A 9863-nucleotide genomic window follows, 5' to 3' on the forward strand; every position below is an offset into this window, starting at 1 on the left:
AAGAGTCCTAAAAGGGACTATTTTAACAAAAAGAAGACACAAAAATAGAGCAAGATTTCTAAAAATAGAATTCTTGCTCTTATTTTTTAGTCTAGGAAGCTAGTTTTTTCCCAGACTCAAATAGATTATTCTTTTTTAGTGAATTTTAGGCCTTTAATCATACTATCTGTAATATCTTTTGCCAGGTCCTTTTTACCTGATATAGAAGTTATGGTAAAAGATTTATGATCCTTAGATAATTTAGCAGTTAACGTGCTACTACCTTTTTTATTAGACTTGAGGGTCAGTTTATCGCCATCAATTTGGTAAGTTCCCTTATCTGATGAGTCAGGTACTTTGTAAGTTTTATCTTTTGAAAAATTTAACTTTAAATCTTCTGAGACAAAAAGAATTGTAACTTTACTGCTGTAAGTTCCTTCTAATTCAGTTGCCTCATTATGAGCGTGAATGGTGTACGCTCCGATACCGATTACTGCTAGAATCGCAATGATGACACCAATTAATTTTTTATTGTTTTTCATTATTAAATCCTATTTTTCTTGAAATACTTCACTCAAATTGTTATTACTAGTCCAAATTACAATTGTATTTTTTGTTGGTGGATCTTGTTTTTCGCCATCTACTGTAAAGTTCTTTGAACCAGCTGGATAAAAGCTTACTGACCAGTTTATTGCAGTATTACTTGCAGCTTCGTCAGTAAGAGTAGCAGTTAAACTATCACCACGGCTGATGTATTTAACAGGGTAAGTTTTATTATTTGTAGAATCGGCAATTCCATCGGCAGTCATATTTATGCTTAGACTCGCAAAACCAGTCTTTTCAACATTTAAACCGTCATGAGTAGTATCTGTTATATCTTTATGAGCAGCAACCGCCTTAACTAATTCCCAGTTTCCTTTTAAGCTACTGAAGTTGCCATCTTTGATTTGAGCTAAGTTCATTTTAGAAGTTGTGTCATCACTTGTAGAATTGCTGGTTGCGCTGGAACTCTTTTCTTCATTAGAACTTTTTTCTTCACTGGAGCTGTCTTCATTAGAACTACTTTGAGTCTCTTGGGAACTTGAGCTAGAAGAACTTTCGTCGCTAGATATTTCAGAACTAGAAGAGGAGCTTTCGGAAGATTGTATTGAAGAAGTAACTTCGTTGCTCTTCTTAGCAGAAGACTTGCTGGAAGTAGAACTTTCAGCTGTTGAATTACTGGAAGTACTATTGTTAGAACAAGCCGTAGTTACTGGGGCAATGAGTGCTAATAACGTTAAAAATTTAAAAGTTTTTTTCACAATATATCCCTTTCTTTTTATTAATAGTTAACTAATGTAGTGTAGCACTATTATTTTTTTAAATAGATAAAGTTGCTTATTTGCACCAAAAATAATTGCAATAATACTTTATAATTATTAGGAAAAGTGATTGAGAAGGGAGAATGTTGTATGACTTCGAATCAAAATAAAATGCCCCTATCTATAGGTCAGGCTTTAAAGACTGCTAGGATAGAGTTAGGACTTACTCAAAAGGAAATGGCTGCTGGAATTATAAGTACTTCCTATTATTCTAAAGTTGAAAATGGTAAGCATGAAATTGATGCTGAAAGTTTATTTAAAATTTTGCATATACATAATTATCCTGTGAGAAGATTCGAATGGTTTCTTTTTCAAAATAAAGAGGCTGAGGATAATAATAATTTACAAATTTTTCGTAAAAAGTTAACAGTAGCCCAAAATACAGGAAATAAAGAAGTTATAGATGAGGTTTTGGCAGATTGGAAAACTAAAAAATATTCAGATGAAGATGAGATTACAATGAATGACATTTCTGTTGCGGGAATGTATGCCTCGGTGCAAGAAAGCAATAGAGGCATTCCTGAGGCCATTAAAAAAGCTGCTAAAAAAGAAAGTTGGACAAAACTTTCAATTGTATATTTTGCTCAGTCGATGATGTTATTTGATATAGATGAATGTTATATTCTGGTGAATTCTATTATTAATTCTTATGATAAAGGAAATCTGGATTTAAATACGATATATGACGAAGTTGCCGTTAACCTAGTAATAATAGATTATTGTGATTATTGCCAGCTTAAAAATGTAAATAAAAAGTACGTTGAAAAGGCTATTGATTTTTTAAAAACTTTCCATAAAACACCAGATTTTGTTTTAATTGGGTATTCAATATTAGGGGTATATTATGAAGCCTTATTTAATCATGATATGGAAAAAGCTCGGATGATAAAGGATATTCTGGTTGAAGGGGGGATGGATTGGTCGATTAGAAGGTCAATAAAAAAGTTAGAAGAATAATTTGTTTGAAGGATTTAAATTCTACTTAGAGTTTAAATCTTTTTTTATTTGAAAAAGTTATCCACAGGAAAAATAAAAAGTTTCGTTTTAGCAACATGTTAGAACCTAAATATTAGTCACTATATTATTAATTTAAATTGAAGCTTCAAGAAACATATAAATAGAGATTGGAGAAATTTAATATGGTGACAGTTGGACAACAACTACGCAAAGCGAGGATGTTTCTTGAAATTACGCAAAAAGAAATGGTTAAAGGAATTATAACGACATCTTTTTATTCACGAGTAGAACGCGGTGAGTTGGACATTAATATTAAGGATTTAATTTTGATTTTGAATGAAAATCATGTTTCTTTGCGAGATTTTTTTGAAAAGTTTGATGATGATAATCTTGATCAGGGATTGAATTTTACCATGAGTGTCAATAATCTCAAAGTATTGGAAAATTTTCCTAAGGATGAAAAGTCTTTGACGCAATTTGCACTATCAATGTCAGATTATGATTTTCAAAATCTACAAATAGTGATGAAGAAAGTGTTTGACTTAAACATTAACAGTACAAATCTGGATGTCATTAATATTATTTTGATTAATTATTTGAATCGCTCTTATCGTGAAAATCAAATTTCTGAAATTAAGAAAACAATTGCATATCTAAAGCAATTCAGAAAATATTCAGGTTTGTTTTTGGCTAAAGTTATAGGGGAGTATTACCAAGCGGTAATTGATGGGAAGATTGCTCGCGCAAAGCAAATTAAGAGCCTTTTAAAAGAGTGTGGGTATCAAAATTATGCAAAATCTTTGGAGGGGATACAATGATGCAAGTTGGTGATGAATTAAAAAAATTGCGTCAAAAAAATAATCTCTCGCAGAGAAAAATGGTGGCGGATGTCATGGATCATTCAGCATATGCACGAGTTGAAGCTAACAAAAGTAAAATTGGCAGTAATAATTTCATCAATATTTTTCAGAAAAATAATTTTTCAATTGTTGATTTTATGAAGAACTTTGGTGATACCAGTTTTAAAAATAAAACATATCAGGACCAAGTGATGTTGGCTTACTTGTATGAAGATAAGGAAACCTTAGAGAAAATCGCGACTGATACAACTTTGAATATCAGCTACATTAAATGGGCGATTGAGTTAATGCTTGAGAGGCTAAATGGGTATCCAATTAATCAAAAATTGGTTGTTAAGTTAAAAAATACCATGCTTAAAATTGACGATTGGGATGAAAATTCACTTTGGATTTTGCTGGTCATTATGTCGGAGTTTGAATTTCAAGATTTGAAGAGCTTGGTTGATTCGATTTTTAACAATTTTGAAGGTTATGCTGGCAAGAATATTGAATTGATCAATGTCTTGGCAAGTGTGGCGGTGGCATATTTGGAAATTTGTCAAAAAGAAAATTGTGATAATTCTAAATACAAAAAAGCCATCAAATTATTGAAAAACTTGCCGGCAATCGCTGAGATTTTTTTACAAAAAATGATGGGAATATATTATGAAGCTATGCTAAATGGTAACCAAAAATTGGTAGATAAAATAACTAATTTTCTTGAAGAAGGTGATAATTTAAATAATTAAGGAGGTAAAAGAATAATTTTTGGTGCAAATACGAAAATTAGACTGTTTTGGAAAATTAAAATTGTAGAATAGGAATGCTTCAAAGAAATTAGGAGAAGTAATTTAGCTGAAAATAGAAAAGGTGTTGATGAATGACAGTTTTTAGAGTGGGTCCAGATGATAGTAAAACAGGCTTGTTTGGTCACCCCAGAACTACGGTTGAATTAGAAGATGCTATTAATAATTCTGCATCTGGAGATACAATTTTAATTCAAGCAGGATACTCTACTCCGCAGCCTCGAAATACTTATGTAATTGAAAAAAATTTAACTATTATCGGAGATGTAAATGAGGATGATACAGATAATTTTCCAATAATTTATGATGGAATAAAAGCTGATAATGGAGCTTCCATTACAATTAGAAATTTAAATTTTTATGCTCAAGAAGCAGAAAGAAATATTTTGCAAGCTGATAACGGTAGTAATTTAAGAGCAGAAAATATTAAATTATCTAATGTTGTAGAAGAGGGGAATGTTTATCCGGTTGTGTATATAGATAATAAATCGACCGGCAATTTTAATAAAGTTATTATTAATTCAAATAAAAAATATGCAGGAAATATAACTATAGATAATGAGTCAACTATAAATATTTCCAATTCTGAAATTAGTGTAAAAATTATGACACAACGGAATGCATCATCTAATTTATTAAATTCACAGATTAGCTGTTCTGTTGCAGGTAAGAATAATGCAAAGTTAAAAGTACAGGGATGTACTATTAGTCATGATAATGGAAATTCTGTGAATCTAAAAGCTCAATTAATTTAGTAAATAGTACAGTTCAGGGGGGAATTGTGAAAGATGATTATCCTTGTGTTTACATGTCCGATGCTAATTTAGACGCAAGTAGTACAAGGTTTATTCAGCCCAATTATTATGCCGCTATAAGTATGACAGATAATTCAACCATACATTTATCCGATTGTTTTGCAAGTTCTATTTCAAGTTATAAGTTCAGTCAATTAAATTTAATAAATACATGTCGTATCTCAGAGTCGCTTCTTCTTTATAATAAAAGCCAGTTAGAAGCTGATAATCTTTTGATAGATGGTAAACCAAATGGGAAAGTTAACTTATTTGTTACTCAAGGAAGTCATATTAAAGCTGAATGGATTGGTTTTGGATTAGAATCACGTCCGGTTGTAAAATCTGAAAAGACTACAATAGTTAATTCTAAGCTCTATATGTTTAAGTATGATAAAACTCAAGGTAAATTTTCAGTAAATGAAAATAATGGATATATTATTACTGATAAACAGGTAAGTATGGAGTACTTTGGGGATGAAAAACCTAAACCTATTAAAGCAGCTTCTCAAGTTCAGACTACCAAGCCTAAAACAAGTAAAAAGCCTAATTCTACTGTTTCAGCAGCGACTGAATTAGATCAAATGATTGGTTTAAGTAAAGTTAAGCAACAAGTTAAAGAATTTGTTGCTGTTTCTGTTATGGATAAAAGGCGTCAAGAAAAGGGATTACCTACTTCTGCACAGACACTTCATTCAATATTTGCAGGTAATCCTGGTACAGGAAAAACCACAGTTGCTCGTATTTTAGGACATTTACTTTACGAAAAAGGTGTAATTAAGAAAGATAAATTGGTTGAAACTTCGCGTGCAGATTTGGTTGGTGAATATATTGGACAAACTGCACCAAAAACAAGAAAAGTATTAGAAAGTGCGTTAGGTGGAATTTTATTTATAGATGAAGCTTATACATTGACACCTACTTCTAGTAATGATTATGGTGGAGAGGCAATTGATGAAATTCTTAAATTTATGGAAGATCACCGCTCAGAGATAATGATTATTTTTGCTGGTTATTCTAATGAAATGGAAAAGTTCTTACAAAGTAATCCGGGACTGAAAAGTAGAGTACCTAATACCTTTGAATTTGAAGATTACACTACGGATGAAATGATTCAGATTGGTTTATCTTCGTTGAAAAAGCAAAAATATAAGGTCAATGAAGAAGTATATGCTGAATTATTAAAGCATAATCTAAGTTTAAGTAATGATAATAGTAACGGTCGATGGGTTCGTAATTTTAATGAATCTATTTTAAAGAAGCAAGCTCTTCGTTTAGCTCGTCGAGGTGATGATGTAAGTGATGAAGAGTTAGTTACTGTTACTCAAGAAGATTTAGATGCTATTAAAAAATAATGGAGGAGAAAATAAGAAATGCAAAATATTACTTTACCTGGTAAGTGGAGTTTGTCCCAAGTAACAGGTTTACCTCGCTTGAAGGGAACTGAAGATGGACAAACTGAAATTAATAAGATGAATGAAGCAAGTCATAGATATAAGACTCAATTAAGATGGTGCAAGATTATAAAATGGGTATTTTTTATTTTGAGTCTTCCATTTTTGAATGATCCAGGTAATAAATGGATTATAGGAATCTTATTAATTTTGATTGGTGTATTTGGATTTACAAGAAAAGGCTTAGTTGCTAAGTATTTTACACAAGAACATAATGCAGCAGTAGATAGATATTATAATTACTGGAATCAATTAGCTAATTATATTTTTAAAGAAATATTTCCAGGTTCTGGTTGGAATCGTTTTGGCCTAGATTACATTGTCTATAGTAATGACGGAATGCTTTACATAGATGTAAAGCAAGATTTATTAGTAGGCTACAAGAAGTCCAACATTAAAGAAGTGACAAGAGAACGTGTTCATACAGGCTCTCATACAACTAGTGATACTACTGGGGTGGGAGTTGGTACTGGTAAGACATCAGCTGTAACAGGATTGCTCGGTGGTGAACATTTACGTACTAATGGTATAGGAATAGGTAAAGCTAGAACTAATTCAGATACTACCGACTATTATGAATGGCACTTTGATGTTATGTCTGACTTTATGGGATATACTAAGGTTTCAGTTGTGGTAGATGATAGTCCACAACATGAAGATATGATTAATAAGATGTACGCTATTTTGAAACCATAAAATACTGATTAGAGTTAGATATATCTAACTCTTTTTATAAAAGGTTTTATGCAAACGAATACAACAATTAGGGGAGAGTAAAAATGAATAAATTAACAAAGAAAGTTTTATTATTTTTAAGCATGTTCGGAGTAGCATTCTTATTTTTAGGGATGCAAAGTTCGAATAATCATGTAGAAGCCGCTGCTTATGGCAGGGGCGCAAAGTTTACACTTCCAAAGTCCTATCGTGGCACTTGGTATAGCTATGACAGTGGCCTTTCTCGTAAACTAAAAATTACAACTCACACATTTGACGGGCAAACTGTTTACAAGATTTCTTCTACAAAAGCTAGAAATAGTGCTGCAGATTATGCTCAAAGTCATAATGATAGTAAATCACGCACGATTGTTAAGAGTGTGGGCAATTTGATTGGGGTTAAATATGTGAAGCATAGTGGGAAGACTTATCTTTACTTCACACCATGGCTTGCTAATATTGGTACTGGTTACTTTAGAGCTACAACTAAGAAGATTAAAGGTCACGAGCGTCGTGTATTAACTTACACAGCAAGCTTTGGCGGCTGGAATATATCTGGTACTTACTACACTAGCAAGAGCTTAGCTAAGCAAATGAGATAAGGATATTAATTGGAGGCAAGTAATATGAAAAAGAATCATTTAGGGATTATTGCTGCAGCATTATTAGCAGTTTCTCCAGTAATTGCTACCGATTTTTCTAATAATGGACAAGTTAATGTAGTACAAGCTGCAAAGAAAAAGACTGTTAAGAAAAGCAAAAAAACGGTTAAAAAGTCAAAAAAGGTTTACAATAATAATCCATTAAAGCGTCCATTAACAACAGCTGATAAATATGTAGCAGCATTGTGGAATGATGAGATAGGATTGACAGTAGACATGTCAAAATATACGGCAGATGAAATTAATAATGCTAAGCCGTTTTCACATAAGAATTTCTTCTTTACTAATGAAGCATATAAGAGTAAATTCTTTATGGATTTAGATGAATCGGCAAATGATAATTATAGTTTGTCTGATATCCCTGGTAAAAATAAGATGGATAAACTAAATAAATTAGCTGATCACCTAGGAGTTAAATTAACCGTAAGCGGAAAACGTTGGACTATGTCTGAATTAAATAAAATTGCTAAAAAGAAATTTACGACTAAACGTGAAAAGGCCTGGTCTAAAGCGTATGAAAAGTATGATTTTCCATCTTGGCTAGTTGAAGTAACTATTAATACTAAGGATCCTGTTATGACTGGTGGAATCATGGGTATTAGAGATGTAAGTTCTAAAAAAGCTGAAGAATACTATCATAAGCTGACGGATACTAAGAAGGAAGCAGCAGAGCGTCGTAAACGTCAGGCTAAGGCAAAGAAGGAAGCTGAAGAGGAGAAGTATCATCTAGTTGTTTGGAATCCTGTAACGGGAGAAGATGTTGATTTATCTAAAGAATATAAGCAACTTGTAAAATCTGGTGTAAAGCCATTTGATGCAGAAATGCAATTGTATAAAAAACATGGTATCCCCAGCTATTAATTTGTAATTCAAAAAGCAATCTTAATTAAGATTGCTTTTTTGATTCCCCCGCAAACTCTGTTAACTTTTTTGAAAATACTAATCGTTAAAGGTTAAGAGTGTTATATTGAATGTTGTAATGGAGGAGAATAAGAAATGAATAGCATTACTTTGCCCGGCAAGTGGAGTTTGTTTCAGTTGACAGGTTTGTCAAAGCCTCTAAGAATGGAAATCGGATAAGTCGAAATGAGGATGCTAGCTGATGCCAATAAAGTTTATTTTGAGCAATGAAAAAGTGTAAGATGTGGCGCTAGATTTTCTATGTTTTGGCTATATTACCGATAAATATACTGATGAACACAAAGCGGCATTAGCAAGATATTATCAATATTGGGATGCATTAGCTTGAATATATTGCCAATGGATTTTTCTCAAAATGGCGATGGAGCAAATTTGGCCTAGTGTACATGATTTATAGCAATGAGGGCTTCATTTATATTGATGTTACGCAAGATTTGATTGGTTGGAATAAGGCGGATATTAAGGGATGGAACGCATGAACGCGTTCATAGAGGCTCTCCACGACTGGAAATACAACAGGTTCAAATCATCCTGATACTTCTTTTGGAGCCGGTATAGGCGAAGCTAGAACAAAATCAGATACTACTGATTATTATGAATGGTATTTTACAATAATGGCAGATTTTATGGCTTATCCAAAAGTCTCAATAATTTTGCCTGATATACCAGAAAATGAAGATTTAATTGATATGATGTATGCAATTTTGGTCGCTCTTTTTGATTTTTATTGAAGAAGTTTATGCCAAATTTTGGTGAAATAAATCAAAATATAAGTCGAAAATAGTAAATTTTTATAAAAATATGTATGTTATGGAAACCGATATTAAAGGGGTTTACGATGTTTTATAAAATAAATCGCAAAAAAAAGCTTGCATAACCAATATTTATCTAGTATTATTGTTATTGCTGATGTGGCGAGGGAGTTAATTCCTAAGCTAAGTCAGCAAAAATAATTTTTAAAAAGTTGTTGACAAGAGTTAACAAATCTGATAACATTAATAAATGTGTTAGATGACACGGCCCGTTGGTCAAGTGGTTAAGACACCGCCCTTTCACGGCGGTAACATGAGTTCAAATCTCGTACGGGTCATTTACCATTATATGGTAATACATGGAGGATTACCCAAGTCCGGCTGAAGGGAACGGTCTTGAAAACCGTCAGGCGGGTTTTGCCCGCGCGTGGGTTCGAATCCCACATCCTCCTTATATTATCGCGGGGTGGAGCAGTCTGGCAGCTCGTCGGGCTCATAACCCGAAGGCCACAGGTTCAAATCCTGTCCCCGCAATTAATGGTCCCTTAGTGTAGTGGTTATCACGCCTCCCTGTCACGGAGGAGATCACCGGTTCGAGTCCGGTAGGGACCGTAAAATGGCTCGGTA

General features: G+C 32.8%; 10 protein-coding genes and 4 tRNA genes. 12 read left to right on the forward strand and 2 right to left on the reverse strand.

The window, feature by feature from the left end; all coding sequences use genetic code 11:
- Positions 1-125: 125 nt before the first annotated feature.
- The gene (locus HDR40_RS07780) at positions 126-521 is read right to left on the reverse strand and encodes a DUF5004 domain-containing protein (RefSeq protein ID WP_290628055.1); all 396 of its coding nucleotides are present in this window, start codon (positions 519-521) and stop codon (positions 126-128) included.
- Positions 522-530: 9 nt separating this feature from the next.
- Entirely contained in the window at positions 531-1280 is a 750-nt protein-coding gene (locus tag HDR40_RS07785) for a hypothetical protein (protein ID WP_290628057.1), read from the reverse strand.
- Positions 1281-1430: 150 nt separating this feature from the next.
- Between HDR40_RS07785 and HDR40_RS07790 the strand changes: the two genes are divergently transcribed.
- The 12 genes from HDR40_RS07790 to HDR40_RS07845 all read left to right on the forward strand — a co-directional run bounded on the left by HDR40_RS07790 (position 1431) and on the right by HDR40_RS07845 (position 9848).
- On the forward strand, positions 1431-2297 hold the full coding sequence (locus tag HDR40_RS07790) for a helix-turn-helix transcriptional regulator (RefSeq protein WP_290628059.1): 867 nt from the start codon (positions 1431-1433) through the stop codon (positions 2295-2297).
- Between the two features lie 182 nt (positions 2298-2479).
- Complete coding sequence (locus tag HDR40_RS07795) at positions 2480-3115, forward strand: helix-turn-helix transcriptional regulator (RefSeq protein WP_290628061.1); 636 nt, start codon at positions 2480-2482, stop codon at positions 3113-3115.
- The gene (locus HDR40_RS07800; RefSeq protein ID WP_290628063.1) at positions 3112-3885 is read left to right on the forward strand and encodes a helix-turn-helix transcriptional regulator; all 774 of its coding nucleotides are present in this window, start codon (positions 3112-3114) and stop codon (positions 3883-3885) included. The genes HDR40_RS07795 and HDR40_RS07800 overlap by 4 nt, the downstream gene beginning before the upstream one ends.
- A gap of 131 nt (positions 3886-4016) precedes the next feature.
- The gene (locus HDR40_RS07805; RefSeq protein WP_290628065.1) at positions 4017-4697 is read left to right on the forward strand and encodes a hypothetical protein; all 681 of its coding nucleotides are present in this window, start codon (positions 4017-4019) and stop codon (positions 4695-4697) included.
- Positions 4698-4723: 26 nt separating this feature from the next.
- The gene (locus HDR40_RS07810) at positions 4724-6088 is read left to right on the forward strand and encodes an AAA family ATPase (RefSeq protein ID WP_290628067.1); all 1365 of its coding nucleotides are present in this window, start codon (positions 4724-4726) and stop codon (positions 6086-6088) included.
- A gap of 18 nt (positions 6089-6106) precedes the next feature.
- Entirely contained in the window at positions 6107-6883 is a 777-nt protein-coding gene (locus tag HDR40_RS07815; protein WP_290628069.1) for a hypothetical protein, read from the forward strand.
- 83 nt (positions 6884-6966) lie between these two features.
- The gene (locus HDR40_RS07820) at positions 6967-7503 is read left to right on the forward strand and encodes a hypothetical protein (RefSeq protein WP_290628071.1); all 537 of its coding nucleotides are present in this window, start codon (positions 6967-6969) and stop codon (positions 7501-7503) included.
- 24 nt (positions 7504-7527) lie between these two features.
- Complete coding sequence (locus HDR40_RS07825) at positions 7528-8424, forward strand: hypothetical protein (RefSeq protein ID WP_290628073.1); 897 nt, start codon at positions 7528-7530, stop codon at positions 8422-8424.
- A 1078-nt stretch (positions 8425-9502) separates the two neighbouring features.
- Positions 9503-9574, forward strand: a tRNA-Glu gene (locus HDR40_RS07830).
- 23 nt (positions 9575-9597) lie between these two features.
- A tRNA-Ser gene (locus tag HDR40_RS07835) sits at positions 9598-9688 on the forward strand.
- An 8-nt stretch (positions 9689-9696) separates the two neighbouring features.
- Positions 9697-9770 (forward strand) — tRNA-Met (locus tag HDR40_RS07840).
- Positions 9771-9775: 5 nt separating this feature from the next.
- A tRNA-Asp gene (locus HDR40_RS07845) sits at positions 9776-9848 on the forward strand.
- Positions 9849-9863 lie beyond the last annotated feature (15 nt).

It is taken from the genome of Lactobacillus sp. (assembly GCF_014803895.1).